12 protein-coding genes are annotated in these 15,111 nt (G+C 42.1%); 4 read left to right on the top strand and 8 right to left on the bottom strand.

Annotation, left to right across the window (positions count from 1 at the left end; all coding sequences use genetic code 11):
* Positions 1 to 329: 329 nt before the first annotated feature.
* Together LEP1GSC192_RS10010 and LEP1GSC192_RS10005 are read right to left on the bottom strand one after the other, a co-directional pair.
* A complete protein-coding gene (locus LEP1GSC192_RS10010) occupies positions 330 to 1,133 on the bottom strand; it encodes a CPBP family intramembrane glutamic endopeptidase (protein WP_020769500.1) in 804 nt (267 codons plus the stop codon).
* Positions 1,134 to 1,149: 16 nt separating this feature from the next.
* Positions 1,150 to 1,761 (bottom strand): hypothetical protein, encoded by a 612-nt coding sequence (locus tag LEP1GSC192_RS10005; protein WP_036089674.1) that lies wholly within the window; start codon positions 1,759 to 1,761, stop codon positions 1,150 to 1,152.
* 123 nt (positions 1,762 to 1,884) lie between these two features.
* Here LEP1GSC192_RS10005 and LEP1GSC192_RS10000 point away from each other — a divergent pair, with 123 nt between their 5' ends.
* Entirely contained in the window at positions 1,885 to 2,796 is a 912-nt protein-coding gene (locus LEP1GSC192_RS10000; protein WP_020769741.1) for a TIGR01777 family oxidoreductase, read from the top strand.
* A 128-nt stretch (positions 2,797 to 2,924) separates the two neighbouring features.
* On the top strand, positions 2,925 to 3,230 hold the full coding sequence (trxA, locus tag LEP1GSC192_RS09995; protein ID WP_020769684.1) for a thioredoxin: 306 nt from the start codon (positions 2,925 to 2,927) through the stop codon (positions 3,228 to 3,230).
* Positions 3,231 to 3,436: 206 nt separating this feature from the next.
* On the opposite strand, the gene LEP1GSC192_RS09990 is transcribed toward trxA, so the two are convergent.
* The 5 genes from LEP1GSC192_RS09990 to metG all read right to left on the bottom strand — a co-directional run bounded on the left by LEP1GSC192_RS09990 (position 3,437) and on the right by metG (position 13,061).
* Positions 3,437 to 5,164, bottom strand: coding sequence for an acyl-CoA dehydrogenase family protein (locus LEP1GSC192_RS09990; RefSeq protein WP_020769810.1), 1,728 nt, complete (start codon positions 5,162 to 5,164; stop codon positions 3,437 to 3,439).
* A 109-nt stretch (positions 5,165 to 5,273) separates the two neighbouring features.
* Positions 5,274 to 6,482 (bottom strand): hypothetical protein, encoded by a 1,209-nt coding sequence (locus tag LEP1GSC192_RS09985; RefSeq protein WP_020769758.1) that lies wholly within the window; start codon positions 6,480 to 6,482, stop codon positions 5,274 to 5,276.
* A gap of 145 nt (positions 6,483 to 6,627) precedes the next feature.
* Positions 6,628 to 8,349 carry an alpha-glucosidase gene (locus tag LEP1GSC192_RS09980; protein WP_020769611.1) on the bottom strand — a complete coding sequence of 574 codons (1,722 nt, stop codon included), beginning with the start codon at positions 8,347 to 8,349 and terminating at the stop codon, positions 6,628 to 6,630.
* A 14-nt stretch (positions 8,350 to 8,363) separates the two neighbouring features.
* Complete coding sequence (locus LEP1GSC192_RS09975) at positions 8,364 to 11,000, bottom strand: bifunctional uridylyltransferase/uridylyl-removing protein GlnD (RefSeq protein ID WP_020769820.1); 2,637 nt, start codon at positions 10,998 to 11,000, stop codon at positions 8,364 to 8,366.
* A gap of 30 nt (positions 11,001 to 11,030) precedes the next feature.
* A complete protein-coding gene (gene metG, locus LEP1GSC192_RS09970; RefSeq protein WP_020769692.1) occupies positions 11,031 to 13,061 on the bottom strand; it encodes a methionine--tRNA ligase in 2,031 nt (676 codons plus the stop codon).
* 115 nt (positions 13,062 to 13,176) lie between these two features.
* Between metG and LEP1GSC192_RS09965 the strand changes: the two genes are divergently transcribed.
* Positions 13,177 to 13,683 (top strand): TerB family tellurite resistance protein, encoded by a 507-nt coding sequence (locus LEP1GSC192_RS09965; RefSeq protein WP_020769606.1) that lies wholly within the window; start codon positions 13,177 to 13,179, stop codon positions 13,681 to 13,683.
* Between the two features lie 20 nt (positions 13,684 to 13,703).
* Complete coding sequence (locus LEP1GSC192_RS09960) at positions 13,704 to 14,642, top strand: hypothetical protein (protein ID WP_020769855.1); 939 nt, start codon at positions 13,704 to 13,706, stop codon at positions 14,640 to 14,642.
* Between the two features lie 22 nt (positions 14,643 to 14,664).
* Here LEP1GSC192_RS09960 and LEP1GSC192_RS09955 read toward each other — a convergent pair whose 3' ends face one another.
* Positions 14,665 to 14,895, bottom strand: a complete 231-nt coding sequence (locus LEP1GSC192_RS09955; protein ID WP_020769509.1) for a hypothetical protein — start codon at positions 14,893 to 14,895, stop codon at positions 14,665 to 14,667.
* Positions 14,896 to 15,111: the final 216 nt, after the last annotated feature.

Here is a 15,111-nt window from a genome sequence, read left to right as displayed (position 1 = left end):
GAAAAATTGGGGATCGAAGCTTTTGCACGCAAGCGTTTGCAGCGATCCATAGAGAGCGTCGCAAACGCGTCGCAAGCCATGGATGGCGAAGCGAGTGCAAAAGACGCCGTGGAGCCAAGTCGAGCAGGATGCGAGACTGCGTAACGGCGAGCCCAATTTTGCGACCCATAGGAAGCAAAATTCCCATCGGGTGCCGAGCGGAGCGAAGGCAAATCTGGAATGAAACTATCTGCATCCGAATTAACACGAAAGATCGTTCACCCCAAACTCTTCCAAACCATAAAAATCAAATTAACTTAATCGGAAAAATTGGGGATCGAAGCTTTTCGCTAACGAGTCAAAAACAGCACGATCGCAGCTATTGTAATATCCGCAAAAAAATGCACCAACACGGGATAATAAATTCCCTTACTCAAAATTCGGATAAGCCCGGTCATCAAACCATAAATTCCGGCAAGTCCGACTCCCACCCAACCTCTTGGAAATCCGTGTAAATGTAAGATCCCAAAACTTAAAGCTTGGAAAACAAGAGCCCAAAAAAGGGGAAGTTTTGCAGTCAATAAGGCCTCGAATAAAATCCCCCTGAATAAAAATTCTTCCGCAATCGCATTCACTATTGCAAAGCCGATTCCTGCCGCAATAAGCAAAGGAATATCTCCCTTTGGAAAATTCTCTTTGATATCGCTGATATCGGGATCCAAAAGATAAAACCAAAGAATCAAAGCGATACTTGCAGATAGAACAAATAGAACGGAAAGTCCTAGGACTTGTTTGGTAACTTCTCCCTTAGCCCACCAACGTAATAACCCTAAATTTCGAATTTTAGAAAAATTCAAAAAGTAAAAACCTAAAGCCACAATCAACGTAGCGGGCCAAAAATTTTTAGCAAAAGGAAATGTATTAATAAAAGATAATGTAACCAGAGGAATATTTAGATAGAATAAGGACCTCCATTTAAATTGAAATCCGATCAGTAAAAGAAGAAGAAGTACGATCGGAACGATATAAAGGCTCCTGATTTCTTCGAAAACGGCTGTCCCGAAAACAACAATGGATAAATAGATAAGATAACTTTCCCAAGTATTTGCTTTGTATTCAGGTACATCGATTCTTCCTGTTTCCGAAAAGTTCATATTATCGCCGGAAGATCTATTCGTAGAGTTGGATATCCTTAATGCAGGAATCCGGCCCAAGGCTTTGGAAAGTCCCCTGCACTGCCCAAATCCAGATCCCATTCGGATATTCTTTTTGAGGGACAGAGCTCCCGTCCTTCTTCAAAGAAACTGTCGCAGTTTCAGACCCGGAAAAATCCAAAACGATCGAACTATATTCCGTATCGTCGGGAAGTCTGGATTCCTTATCCACGTTGATCGCTTCTCTTTCTAAAACTTTAAGATAAAGAGCCGGAGTATTTCTAGAACACGCAATTACTTTTAATCCTTTCCAGTTGGTCGGAACATAAATCCCGGACTTCAGCCGATGAGAAAGTCGTAACTCCAGATCAAAATCCACCTTCATGGAAGAAGGCCTCAACTTTCTCCACTCCGTATCCAAATTCCCATCCGCCAAATAAGGAGCCTGTGAAGAACGATCTACTAAATAGGAATCAGTGAAATCAAAACGTAAAAAAGGAGGCTCGGATTTATAAGACTCCAACTTGGAATTGGTGGTAGAGTATAGATAAAAATTGGAAAAAACCAGCCCGACAACGAAAACGGCTGCCCAAATTTTTGAAACGGCGTTCAATTTTAAAAAATCCACTGCATCCAAAGATGTCGATTTCCTAACCGAGAAGCAAGAAGGATTTCCTTTCTTCTTGTCGAAAGAAAACCGATTTCGAATCATGATTCTCGGAAAGAAATTTCAAAAAAGGCGGTTCGCGAAATGCTTATTGGAATTACCGGCGGCACGGGACTCATAGGATCCATGTTGGCGATCCGCTTGAAGGCAGAAGGACATAGAGTCCGCATTTTTAGCCGTAGTGGAAAATTGCCGCCTAGACTCCAAAGAATTTCGGAATGGGACGTTCGAATCGGCTCGCTCCCAACCAGAGCGGATTTAGAAGGAGTCAACGTACTCATCAACCTGGCGGGTGAACCGATTGCGGGAGTTCGCTGGACGCCTGAATACAAACAAAGGATCCGTTCTTCTCGCGTAGATTTCACCAGGGATTTAGTCGCAAGACTCACCTCCTTGGGAGAATTCGCTCCCAAAACATTATTCAACTCTTCAGCGATCGGGATCTATGGATCTTATGACGCGGGAACCCCGCCTTTCGACGAAGATAGTCCCGCAGCGGATGACGAGTTAGGCACCCTTTGTAGAGATTGGGAAGAAGAAGCTTTAGAAGCGGAAAAAGCAGGTATAAGGACCGTTCTACTAAGAACAGGAGTCGTATTAACCACAGAAGGTGGAGCACTCGCCACCATGCTCCCTGCATTCAAATTATTCGCAGGCGGTCCGATCGGAAGCGGAAATCAAATCCTTTCTTGGATCCATATCGAAGACCAACTCTCCGCAATCATGTTCCTGATCAGAAAAGAAGAGGCAAGAGGGGCATTCAATCTGGTATCTCCTGAACCTCTTTCCAACGAGCAATTCAGTAAGGTTCTGGGAAAAACTCTAGGACGTCCATCTTTCACAAGAATGCCTTCCTTTGCACTTTCTCTCGCATTCGGCGAAGGTGCCATCGTAGCAACGCATGGCCAAAGAGTAGTGCCCAAACGACTCCAAGAATTGGGTTATAAATTCAGATACCCGAATCTGGAAGCGGCGCTTCGAAATTTATTGGGCTAAAACCTGTTCGGATTCTGAAGCCCGCGCCTCGGGTGGACTAAAAAGTTTTTTGAAAAATTCTCCAAACCTTTAAAAACGGATTGTCCGATCCGATTTAGAATGGGTCTAATCTTTGTATGGAAAACACAATGCCTGGTTCATTCAACGAACTACTCAAAACACATGATAAACCCATCCTAGTGGATTTCTGGGCCGAATGGTGCGGTCCTTGTAAAATGGTAGCCCCTGAGTTGGAAAAATTTGCACAAGCTCACCAAGGGCAAGTCACCGTAGTGAAAGTCAATATAGACGAAAAACCTGAATTGGCTCAACAATACGGAGTTCAATCCATTCCGACCTTGATGTTATTCAAAGGCGGAGAAATCGCCGAAAAGGTGGTGGGAGCAATTCCACAGGCACATATGGAGAAAGTTTTTGCCCCTAAATTGGTTTAAAATTTTGTTCACTCTACGGGAGGAAACTCGCAACTTATTGGAGCGATTCCTTCCGCAGCGATCTTTTGGGCGACTCCCTCGCTTACGTGAGGGCCGCGCTACTCCGGACTACGCGTTCGCTCCGGTCTCGGCAAATCGCATTCAATATTCTGAATATAGTTCCTATCGGCCGTGACCGCTTCGCGTCCTACGTATCGCTGTCGCGATTACCAGTTCACAATCTCATCTACTTCTTCTTGATTTAAACGGAAAGACTCATAGTCTCCCGAAGTTTTAGGAAGAGTCCGAAATAAGAACGCCCCGAATCCTTTTGCAAAAGAATCGAATCTGGATCTTTTAGAACCGGATACTCGATCAAACACCGCCTGCTCCAAAAACTCGGAAAGAACCAAAGCGCCATAAGCCTGATCGGAAAGATCCACTCTATACGTTTCCTTCCATTCTCTTGGTTTTTCCTCTATACTCTTATTCCAATCCAGTAGGAGATCCTCTCCTAACTGAGAGATCTCTTTTAGCTCGGGATATTTTTTTGCAGAGTCGAAATTCTTCTTCAATTCCGAAACGAAAGAATCTCTGATCTTTGCCCGATTCATAGCGCCAAGCGCATGATCCGTAATGATCAAGTGGGTTCCTTCCCAGGTCTCGTTGATAATACAATCATTATGAAGTCTTGGCAAACAAGTGTAATCCCCGATAATGCCGGAACCGCCCAGAGCCATAATCGCTCTATGAGTGATCTGAGAAGAGAGGGAAGATGATCTATACTTCATCAGAGGAGTGGAGATCTGTTCCGCTAAAACCCCTTTTTGGGTCCAATCTATCCCGCGGAAAATCGGCATAACCAAAGCAGCATACAAGATCCTCATCTCTGCAAGTTCTCTGGAATATGCAGGAAAATCCTGGATCTTCTTTCCATAAGCAGTTCTATATCGAGAATATTCTCGGGCTTCCATGAAAGCCCTTCTGGACATTCCGGAAGCGGCAAGACCTACATGGACCCGTGAAGTCCGGATCACGTAACGGATCAGGTTTGCGATCCCGTGTGCAGGCCTTCCCAAGGCTTCGGCTTCTAGATCCTCGTAAACGATCTCTACGGTGAGTTTTCCTTTAGAACCAATAATATCTTTTTTTCTTAATATATGATGTCCATTCAGTTCTCCGTTATCCTTTATACGAGGAACCAGGAATAACCCCACCGTTTCGGTATCTTCTATCTTCGCCGTGGTGACCCAAAGATCTCCCGGATTGGAGCAAAACCATTTTTCTCCGTTCAGGATCCATTTCCCATTCTCACCCTTGCGTGCGATCGTGCGGTTGGCTCCTACGTTACTGCCTCCAACTCTTTCGGTCACATACTGTCCCGCCATAAAATGGGAGAATGAACCTTTTCCTGCCACCAATGGAAGATATTTCTTTTTCTGTTCTTCCGTTCCGATCCCTTGTAGAACTCGGATCATACCTTCGGTCATAGCCAAAGGACAGGTTACTCCGCCTTCTCCATTCTGGTTGGCTAGATAAGTTAAAGCCTGTCTATGAAGATCCGTAAAAGGAAACTTCCATTCATCATGAAAATCTAAATTAACAATTCCGTAATCGTAAGAGATCTTTCTGGAAAGTTTTTGTTCGTGGGAATAAACGATCTGGTCTATACGATTTCCCGTTCGATCGTATTTGACTACTTCTCCGTATTTACCTTCCTTATGAGAGGCTTCTGTGAGTTCGTCTAAAATACCCCCGACCAATTCTCCATAACCCTTGAGATGGTCCAACATCGCTTTTTTATGATCCGGTTTATAATCGGAAGAGTACCTTTCCACCACTCTCTGGAGGACCTTGTCCTCTTCATAAAAATTTTTACCTCTATTTCCCTTATAACCGGTTAAGTCGTAAGAAGATAAACCTGGGTTTTCGGCTAAGCGTAATGGATGATTCATATAATTCCCTAATAAACTTACTTAAAACTATATTAGAGTAAATCATACGAACTGCGACTATTTTTTTGAATTTTCTAATATAAGCAAAATTCGTTAAACGTTGTTCGTTTTAAATGGATTGGATCGGTTTAAATCTGCCTTTTTCCAATACGTATTTTTTCTTGTTCAATTCAATTATTTGACCTTCATTCAACTCCATCAGATTTTCCAAATCCTCTTCGATTGTATGAACAGATCCTTTAGTAATTCTAGCTAAATCCAGATATTCAGTATTAATCCCTGCGTAGGAACCGCATAACACTACTCTTACAGGTTTTTGAATTTGGCTCATCAAAGAATAGTCCCGCATATTGGAGAAATTATCCGCAATCAGGATCAGCTCTTTACATTCGGGACAGACTGCCTGTGCTTTGATCAAAGCCTCAATATCATTTTCCGGGCTGTCGCCTCCGTATCCTCCGCTAATGGCAGCTTTCGCTAATTTTTCTAGTTCCTCATAATTTTTCAATTTTTGGAAATAGATCCCTCCGGTCTTTCCAGTTACTTTTTTTTCATCGGGAGTACGGTCTCCATCATTAAAAAAAACGAATGCTCTCTCGATCCTCTTAAGGGTCTGCAATTTAAAATAAAGGAATAATTGCTGTGTGTAAGGAAACATACTTCCGGTAAGGTCTCCAACAATCGCCCCGTTCCATTCCTTCTTTCTTTCCAAAACTTTCGAAACGATTTCGTCTTTTTGAAATTGTGGAGAATGTTTCGATACGGTAACACAAGATTCAGAACGACTTTCGACGGAGATTTCCGGTTTCTTTCCGAATAGGATCTCTTTTTCCTTCTTCCATGTTTCGCCAGACGGTTTTTGTCTGTAATTTATAGCAAAGCCGTGAAATTTATCCGAAGTATTTTCTTTTTCACCGCAAGATTCGTATTTCTTTTCTTTCCATTCCACTAACAAGTTGTTTTCCAGTGTAGGGAATATTCTCAATAATTCTTTTCTTCTTTCCTTATCCAATCTTTGTTGATCGTAAAAAGAATTTTTACAAATCGAATGAATATACGTAACTGTAATGAAGGTCCCTTCCTTTACTTCGGTGGGGATTTTTACGTTTTTGACTTTGGATTTCATAAAATCCATAGAGAGTAAGAATTGTTCCTCGTTCTCCCTTTTCAAAATTAATGGATCTTCTCGTTTTGCCAAATCCTTTACCGGTTTTGAAGGTAAACTTTCCGGTTCAATACAGGTTGATGTGGGAGATGCGTCCTGGGCCAAAAGAACGATGTGGAAAAAAAAGAAGAATAAAACGGCTAAAAATTTCACTCGAAAACCCTCTAGTATAAGAGTTATTCCGAAATCTTAACTTTAAGCCATGAAAACGATCAGAATTAGGAATAAATAGAAACCGAAAACAAGGAAATAGTCGTAAAAAGCGGAGAAGACCCCGTTTCCCCAGGATTTTAAACCATTAATATTCTAAAACCAAACCTTCATAAGGTGCGATCTCGAATACCACCGGGATTTCCATCTTCTCCGGCTTTCTATGCGTGGAGATAAGTATCTGAGCGGTGCGGTTCGCATTTGCTACGATCTTTTTGGATTCATTCTCAAAGTTCAAAATAATCAGGCATTTTTTCTTTTCGAACTCTCTGGTGTATTGCAGAACTCCAGGAGGAGAATCGTAATCCAAGGCGAGTGACCCTTTTTTCAGGATCTCGTTCCCTTTTCTTAGCCATATCAACTTTTTATAAAAATTTAATAAACTATCGATGGATCTGGATTGGGTTTCCACATTTACGGATTCGTATTTGGAAAAAACGGGAAGCCAAGGTTCACCCTTGCTAAAGCCTCCGTTCACATCTCCGGACCAACACATAGGGAGTCTGCAGTTGTCTCGGCTCGGATAAACAGGCCAGTATCTGATCCCTACCGGATCTTGGATGCGATTTTTAGGGACTCGTTCGTCCATCATTCCCAGTTCTTCCCCGTAATATAAGAAAGGAGTTCCTCTCAGGGTCAAAAGCATTAGAGCGGCTATCTTAGCCCTAGCGGTCGTCTCTTTTCCCTTTGAATATCTGGTGATATGTCTGCGGAAATCATGATTACTTAATGTATAATTCGGCCATCCCTTATCTCGGAGATACTTCTCCCATTCTTTGATCACATCCCTGAATTTTTCGGCCTTCCAAGGTGTGTAAAAGAAAGCGAAGTTGAATGCCAGATGAAGTTCGTCCCCCTTCGCTCCGTAATAAGAAGCGGGGAGTGCGCTTGTACCGGGAGGTTCCATCATCACTTCGCCTACGGACATTCTATCTCCGTACGAATCCAAAAGTTTTCTGAGGTCTTTCAGAATGTCGTGCATTTCAGGACGATCACGATCGTAAATATGGTTTTGCTGATCGAAAGGTCTTGCGATCCATCTTTTACGAGGATTACTTCTTAATTCCGAATCCTTAATGAATAGATTCACAACATCCAAACGGAAACCGTCCACCCCGAGATCCAGCCAATTTTTGACCATAGAGAAGATCGCTTTTTTAACCTCAGGATTTCTCCAATTCAGGTCGGGTTGTTCCGCTAAAAAAGAATGATAATAATATTGACCTGTGGTTTTGTCCAAGGTCCAAGCCCTTCCCCCGAAAGTGCCCATCCAATTATTAGGAGGTTTTCCATCCACTGGGTCCTTCCAAATATACCAATCTCTTTTAGGATTGTCTTTGGAAGATCTGGATTCTAAAAACCAAGGATGTTGATGCGAAGTGTGGTTCGCAACCAGATCCATAATGATCCTGATTTTCCGTTTATGAGCTTCTTTTAATAAACGTTTGAAGGTGTCTAAGTCGCCGAACACTGGATCGATACTTTCGTAATCCGAAATATCGTATCCGAAATCATACATTGGAGAAGGATAGATAGGAGAAAGCCAGATGGCATCGATACCCAGAGAATTCGGAGTCCCATCATTTAGATAATCCAGTTTTTGGATGATACCTTCTAAGTCGCCGATTCCGTCCCCGTTTGTATCATGAAAACTTCTAGGATAGATCTGATAAACTACCGCGTTCTTCCACCAGTCGGCGTCTATTTTTTTGCCCCGGCGTGGAGAATTAGGTTTTTTCATCAACCTAACAGATGCCGCGGTTTCTTTTTTTCTTTTAGAAGTGACTGTGGAACGACTACCCGAATCCATACTGGGAACCATTTTTAAAAAACGAGTTCCCCTGTCATCCTTTCCACCGGCTGGATTATCAAGATCTTATCTTCCAAGGATTTTAACAATTCTGCATCTTTTACCTGTTCTCCGTCCTTGGTCTGGAGATAGAATGAGTCATAAGCATAGTCCGCAGAAGTCGAGACCCTCAAATGAGAAACTTTTAAACCGAAATCGAATACTTTTCGTAATATCCGATACACTAAGCCTACCATATCAGGCATACGGACTTCCATAATGGTGGTATCCGTAACATCTTCGTTGGAAAAACGAACGGAACGATTGATGATACTTTCCGGTATCGTCTTACGTGGATTCCACTCCGTTCTTTCGAAAGCGATACTGTCTCTTTGTAATTCTCCGGAAGCCATCAGTCTAAGTTTGCCTTCCATCCTGGAAAGTCTTTCGGAAGAAATATTACCGCTCCCTTGAGAATCCGTTACTTGAAGAATATGGATCTGGAATTCTTCGAAAGTATAACTCTGCATCCCAACCAGATTTAATCCTTCGGAAGAAACGGAACAACAAAGATCCAATAAGATCTCGGGAATATTTCGACTTACTACTTCAACAGTTACGAAAGCAGGGTCTTGTTCCAAGTCCAAGAGTAGATCGGAGTTCAGGTCTTGGCTCAGAGAAGTAATCGATTTAAAATATTTTAATATTTTTCTATTCGACACTGTTTTCAAAAAACTTACCGGGATAACCGAATACGCAAAAGAAGCGATCGTTTTGGCGATCTTAGGATCTTGTCCTTCTTTTTCGGTTAAATATGCAACTAAGTCTTTTGCAAGTGCGATCCGTTCTTCTTCACCATGAGCATCCTCATGGTCTGTTCGATTTGTAAGGAAGAAGTTTATGGAATTTTTATAAAGTTCGCTTAAGATGGCTTTTTTCCAATTCGTAAGAACATTCGTACCGACCGACTTGGTATCGATAATGGTCAGAATATATAAAAGTTTGAGTCTGTCCGGGTTAGAAACAGTTCTCACAAAGTTACGTATCAAGATCTTATCCGAAATATCTCTCTTAGAAGAAAGTTCCGACATCAGGATATGTTTTTCTACCAGGAAACGGAATAGATCCGTATCTTCCTCCGATAGTCCTAAACGAGATCCGACAGAAACGGCAAGTTCCGCACCGTATTCCGAATGATCGCCTTCTTTCACTTTTCCGGCATCATGAAGAAGAATTGCCAAAGCCAAAATTTCGGTCTTATCACATTCTCCGTAAACTTCGAGGATCTCTCTGTCTTCGAACTCTCCCTTATCCAAACGATCCAATTCATGTAGGATCAAAAGGGTATGTTCATCCACAGTGAACTCATGATGATAACTAAACAAAGGAAAATTCGTACATGCGCCAAACTCAGGCAAGAGCGCTCCGAGCACCTGGCATTCATGCATTAACTTTAATATCCTTCCTCTATCTTTTTTATTCTGTAGAATTCGGATAAATTCCCCGTTCACTTCCGCAGAATATCTGAAGTCGTCGTCCAAAAAGTGAGAAGCGAATCTGATCTCGCTGAGTAATCCGCCGGAAACCTCCAAACCCGTTTCTTGGAACATTCTGAAGGTTAGTAAAAGATCCTTGTATAATGTATGAGGATCCGCGAATAAATTTCCTTCGCTAGGAGGAAAGATCGTATTCCCAATCTTCAAGAATCGGATCCCTTCATATTCGAAATTTTGGGCCTCTTCTTTTTTTTGAGCCGCTAACAAAGAATCCAAATAGATACGAACGATAAAAAATATATTCTTCTGGTGGCTATAGAGAGTGTTCATAAACTTCTCTATAGTTTGCATATCTTCTTTTTTACCGAAGCCAAGATACTCAGCCACTTCAGGTTGAAGATTCAGATCCAAACGATCATGTTTTCTTCCTGTAAGAATATGAAGCGCTGTCCGGACGCGGATCAAAAAATCGTACGCTTCTTCTAGGGCCTGGACTTCTCCACTTTGAAAAAAGGGCAGAACTGCAAGTCCGCCCAAAGAACGGATCGGGCTTCTGGATTTTTCGGTCCAGTACAAATATTGGATATCTCTCAACCCGCAGAGATCCGTTTTTAAATTCGGTTCAGAAAGAAGAATAGGTCTTCCTTCTCTTAAGAACCTTTCCGAAAGTTGCTCCTCTTTAGCTTGGTTGTATCTGGTCGCAAACTTTGGAGGAAGTTTCGCCAAAAATTCTTCCTGGTATTTTTTGAATAATTCCTTGGAGCCTGTCAGGAAACGACTGTCTAAAATCGCATGAAAACTGGACATATCATCCAAATAACGAAACGATTCTTTGATGGTCCTGCATGTATGCCCTACTTCTTTTCCGGAATCGTAAAGGTACGTATTAATGGACGAGATAATCTCCGATAGTTTGGAATCCGGAACTCCATTATGTAAATATAATATATCTACGTCCGAATGAGGCGCCATTTCCATGCGGCCATATCCGCCTAGGGCGATAACCGCGACTTCTTCCCCTTTTTTTAAAATGCCGGAAGACTTTTCAAACCTGGTCCTCAAAAAGGAATCTATAATAAATGTGAGCTGACGAGAGACCAAGCGACCGGAAGCGACCGCCCTACTTTTTTCCAAAAGCCTTTGAAAACTATAGGAGATGTCTAATTCTAAAGGCAAGTCTCGTTCCTACTAGCTGTTAGACTAAGTTTACTTCAATTTATCGCCAGGGTTAGCACCTCTATGAGGCACAAAAAGACTGAGTCTATCGCCTTCACCGGAAGCCAAAAGCATAGCTTCCGAAACCCCGAACTTCATCTTTCTAGGTTTCAAGTTGGCAACCGCAACAATCGTCAACCCTATCAGATCCTGAGGTTGATAAGCGGCTTTGATACCTGCAAAAACGTTCTTAGTTCCAAGAGGACCCAGATCCAATTTTACTTGGACTAATTTATCCGCACCTTCCACAGGACCGGCCTCTATAATTTTACCGACTCTCAGATCTACCTTGCTTAGATCCTCGATAGAAATTTCCAAAATTCCTTCTGCCTTAGTAGGAGCGGACGGAGTTGCAGGTGGAACGGATTTAGTTTCCAAAGCGTTTTCTTCTAACATGGTTTGAATCGATTTTTCCTCTACACGTTTGGTGATCATTTCGTAAGCGGATACTTTTGTTTTTTCCAGATCGGAAGAAAGATCCGCAAACTCGGGCTTTTTATTTAAACCTAAAATTTTATACACCTTCTCCCCTGATTTAGGAAGAACAGGATACAGATAAATGGAAAGAATTCTGGCTGCATTCAAAGCGACGGTTACCGTTTTTCGAGCAGCTTCCGCATCCGATTTAATCTGGATCCATGGGGCAAGATCGTTTACGTATTTATTCGCAATATCCCCTAAACGAGAACATTCCTTCATTACTCTGGTATAATTTCTGGTTTCATACCATTCTTTGATCCTGGATTCGGAGCTTCTAAGTTCGTCCAAGACCTTCTTTCCTTCCGCATCCAAACTACCCAAAGTTCTATCAAGTTTATCTAATATAGAAGTAGCTACCCTGGAAACCAGGTTTACAAAATTCCCTACAAAGTCCGAATTTACCTTCGCAGTATAATCGTCGAAAGAAAGATCCAGGTCGTCCATTCCTTGCCCGAGTTTCCCAGCCAAATAGAAGCGAAGATGTTCCGGATCCAAATGTTTTAGGTAACCTTCCGCCTTGATGAAAGTGCCTCTGGACTTGGACATCTTTTCTCCGTTCACGGTTATAAAACCGTGCACATGGACCTGAGTAGGCGAACGATATCCACTTCCTTCTAAGGTAGCAGGCCAAAATAAAGTATGAAAATATAATATATCTTTTCCGATAAAATGGGAGATCTCCGCCTTCTCGTCTTTCCAGAAGGAATCGAATTTTTTACGATCCCCCTTGAAATGATTCAAACTGGAAGCCATATAGCCGATAGGAGCATCTAACCAAACATAAAAATATTTTTCGGTCTCGCCGGGGATCTTAAAACCGAAATAAGGCCCGTCACGAGAAATATCCCAATCCTGAAGCCCCGTCTCGAACCATTCTTTCAGTTTTTTACGAACACCGTCCGCAACGTGGGAATCCTTTTCGACCCAGTCGGAAAGATATTTTTCGAAATCACCCAACTTAAAAAAGATATGTTTAGAATTTCGACTAACGGGTGGGTTACCGCATAAGGAGCAATGAGAATCTTTTAGATCCTTAGGAGAATAAGTTGCTCCGCAATTCTCGCAGCTATCTCCGTATTGATCCTGGGTCCCACAATTCGGACAAGTCCCCTTGATAAAACGATCAGGAAGGAACATCTTATCGGTATCACAATAGGCCTGCTCGATCTCTCTTTCCGATATATGCCCCTTTCCCTTCAAAGAAAGATAAATTTCCTCGGAAAGGATTCGATTTTCTTCCGAGTTAGTGGTATAATAATTATCGTATCCCACTAAAAAGCCGGAGAGATCCCGGTAATGTTCCGCTCTGACTCGGTCAATCAATTCTTCCGGGCTAATCCCTTCTTTTCTTGCAGCAAGCATGATGGGTGTGCCATGGGTATCGTCCGCGCAGAAAAAATAGCACTCATTGCCTATAGATTTTTGATAACGAACATAAATATCAGTCTGGATCGCTTCCAGAACATGGCCCAAATGAATGGGACCATTCGCGTAAGGCAAAGCGGAAGTAACTAGGATCTTTCGTTTTGTTTCGGAACTCACATAGTCAGGTTGAGAAAAATTCCCCCAAAATCAACATGGATTTTCATTGCAAAACCGCAGGTTGGGTTAAAATACATCGGAAAAACGGGATCGCCATCGTAAGGAAGGCATTAAAATGGAAAGGGTTTCATCCTTGGCTAGTAAAGTTCTGCCGGGTCATGAGTTTTACGAAAAATTTCAGAAAAGTCTGGATAGAGAGTCCGAGATTTTTCAACTCAAGATGAATTACGCCAAAGTGTTAGTCAGTCTTTGGTCTTATTCTTGTCATGCAGACGGAGTCTTTCATAGAAAAGAAGGAAACCTAGTCGGACAAATGGTAAAAGCTATGTTCGATAAGGATTGTATCTTTGATCATCATCAAGACCAAAAGGCCGAGATCATAGAAGAATTATCCGAAGTGTTCGAATCTCCACTTCCGATTAAGATGATCACTGATTTTGCGGAAGGAAATCCGGTCTTAGCCGCGAATTTTTACGAAGATGCAGTATGTATCGTAACGAGTGACGGCAAATTTACGGATAGAGAAAAGGAATTTTTAGAAGATCTGGCCAAGGAGTTGGAAATTTCTTCCATGGATAAGAAAAACATAGATAATAAATATACGGACGGCGACGAGGACTGACTCAAGTCGCCCTCTCTCCCATGCCTTTTCCGATCCTATTAGTATTATTTGGCTACTTAGGCCTTCAGTTCATTCTAAGCGGCCCAATTTTACAGCTTCTCGTAAATATAATATCGTTTAGGTTGTTCAAGTTCAGATGGTTGACACCCGGCATCATACTGCCGGGACTTTGGGTTTGGGCCAGACATTTCGTACTATTCTTCCCAGGAGAACTCGGAACGGATATCGTTCATGCGAAAGGTAGTTTTGTTCATTTCAGGATCTCGTTTTCCAATCTATTTAAAGGAAAGCTAATATTCAGAGGAGTGAATGTCCGCTCATTCCATATGGATTACACCAACAGAGTAGAATCCCGGAAAAAAATAGAATACCTTCCCAAAAGAGGAAGGATCCAATTCAAACTGGAGAAGGTATCGCATTCCAGTATAGATATAGAGGACAAGACCTTAACTCCGGTATTTAATATACAGATCCGGGACATCAAAATAGAGAACGGGGTTCTGGATGCAGGCTCTCCGTTAGAGATCCTTTTTAGAAGCAGAATGGGCTCTTGTAGGCTCGGAAGAGAAGGACTACTTAGAACCGGAACGCTTAAAGGTGGAGACAGGGGATATCTGACGTTGAGCGGCATCACCTGGGGGGAACTTGCCGGGTTGGAAATTATCCCTTTACCTTTATTCAAAAAGCAAGTGCATCTTACTTTAGAATTTCGGCATATAGACGAACATCATACCGACTTCGAAGGCACTTTATTACATACCGGCCTTGGAGAAGAAGAGGAATCCGAATCTTATCCATTCCGATTCGGAGTTGATTGGAACGATTTCAATCTCCCTTTCGATCTGGCCCTCAGAAAATTGATCATGGAATTATTCCTTCAAACCAAGCTGGAAGGTTTGATGGCCAGAACCTTGCAAACGATAGCGAAAGGGATCCGCTTGTTTTTGGGGAAGGATTGATAGTTAAGCGAAATTTTCGCTCTTACCTAACCCTCTGCCCCGCACCCTCTACGATGCCGTTCAATTTAATCAAACCGGAAATCATATCTTTCATAGCGGAACGAAAAGCCTTCTTTTGATCTTCGTCTACTCTTTGTGAAGCTATATCCGCTTTCATGGATTCCAGAGTATCACTCACCAAAGCGATAATGCCATACATAGGCTCATCTTTATTGGTGGAGTTAATGATAAATTCTATATTATTTTTATACATCTTTTTCCCTTTTCGCCTTATCGAGAATGATCTAGCTCTTTCTCGAAGTAGTTCTTTCCATAGAATCTATTCCTTAGAGAATAAGGATTCAAGCCGAATTTGTAATGTTTGATAAATTTATAAGAATCCGTTTCAGAATCTTTATGAAGCATTTTCTTAGAGTAAATTTTTTGCCTTCCCCTCCGCCTGCACATCCTGTGCAGAGCTCCGGGTCAC

The sequence above is a fragment of the Leptospira sp. B5-022 genome (assembly GCF_000347035.1).
Lineage (GTDB): Bacteria > Spirochaetota > Leptospiria > Leptospirales > Leptospiraceae > Leptospira_B > Leptospira_B cinconiae.
The sequence above is the reverse complement of the archived record's forward strand: the minus strand, read 5'-3'. Positions and strand labels throughout refer to the sequence as shown.